Genomic DNA, 1,391 nt, shown 5'->3' with positions numbered 1-1,391 from the left:
AACGTCCGCTCCTGGCCGTTAGCAATGGGATGGACTCCTCCTCACCAGCGCACTCATCGAGTGCCAGACTGAGTTTGCGAGCACAGTCGCGGCTTAGAGGAGTCCACCATGAACGAGCTTATTCGCATCGGCGTCGACTTGGCGAAAAACGTATTCCAGGTGCATGGCGTGGATCGCCGCGAACGCCCCGCCTGGTGCAAGCGGCTGCCGCGTGAGCGCTGGTTGCGGGCCGTGGTGGACACGGCACCGCCAGGCTGCGAGATCGGCATGGAGAGTTGCGGCGGCGCCCACCACTGGGCCCGGCAACTGCAGTCACGCGGGTTCCGCGTGAAGCTGATCGCGCCGCAGTTCGTGAAGCCTTATGTGAAAAGCAACAAGAACGACGCCAACGACGCTGAAGCGATCTGTGAGGCGATGAGCCGACCTTGCATGCGCTTCGTATCGGTGAAGTCGGTGGAGCAACAGGACATCCAGGCCGCTCACCGCATTCGTGCCGGGCTGGTGGAACAGCGCACGGCGAAGGCGAATCAGATCCGCGGCCTGGTGGCCGAGTACGGCTTGGTGGCACCGAAGGAACTGTTGTCGCTGCGACGAGCGATTCCGCGCTGGCCGGAGGATGCTGATAACGGGCTTAGCGATCGCTTCCGACATCTGCTCGACGGGCTGTGGCACGACATACGTGCCGTGGATGAACGCGTCGCCGAACTCGACACGGACATCGCGGCCATCGCGCAAAACGATCCGGACGCGCGCAGGTTGCAGCAGCTACGAGGCGTTGGCCCGATGATTGCCACCGCGCTGGTAGCTGCGGTGGGCGATGCACGGCAATTCGCCAATGGCCGTCAACTGTCAGCGTCGCTAGGCCTGACACCGCGTCAACACAGTTCCGGCGGCAAGGAGCGATTGCTGGGCATCAGCAAACGCGGCGATGCCTATCTGCGCTCGCTGTTGGTGCATGGCGCGCGGGCGATGCTGCGAACGGCCAGGGGCAAAGAGGACCGACTCAGCCGATGGGCATGCCGGCTGGCCGAACGGTCACACCCGAACGTCGCCTGCGTGGCCTTGGCCAACAAAACTGCACGCATGGCCTGGGCCATGCTGCGCAACAGCACCGACTATCAACCGGACTTGGCTGCCGCCTGACGCCTAGGAGAGACCCCACAGATTGCGAGCAACCTGCAGATGGCAAACCGGTCGGACCGGCGTCGGCAAACCCCTAAATGTCCTGGTGCGCAAGCACGTGTTAGCGATTGGGAGCCGGCGCGCGAATAGCCATCAAGGCCCAGCATCGAAGCGATGCAGCAGTCCGAGGCCGGATATACGTGCGCAGTCGACTCGGGCGCCGGATGCGGGAGGCTTGCAGCCAGAGGAGGAGTCCATATACGGACATT

General features: G+C 63.6%; 1 protein-coding gene. It reads left to right on the top strand.

The features are described from left to right. Window positions 1–108: 108 nt before the first annotated feature. Window positions 109–1,143, top strand: coding sequence for an IS110 family transposase (locus JI752_RS19200; RefSeq protein ID WP_216967336.1), 1,035 nt, complete (start codon window positions 109–111; stop codon window positions 1,141–1,143). The last annotated feature ends 248 nt before the right edge of the window (window positions 1,144–1,391 follow it).

This window comes from Lysobacter sp. MMG2 (assembly GCF_016735495.2).
Taxonomy (GTDB): domain Bacteria; phylum Pseudomonadota; class Gammaproteobacteria; order Xanthomonadales; family Xanthomonadaceae; genus Lysobacter_J.
Note: the sequence above shows the minus strand (reverse complement) of the source record. Positions and strands in the feature narration are given on the sequence as shown.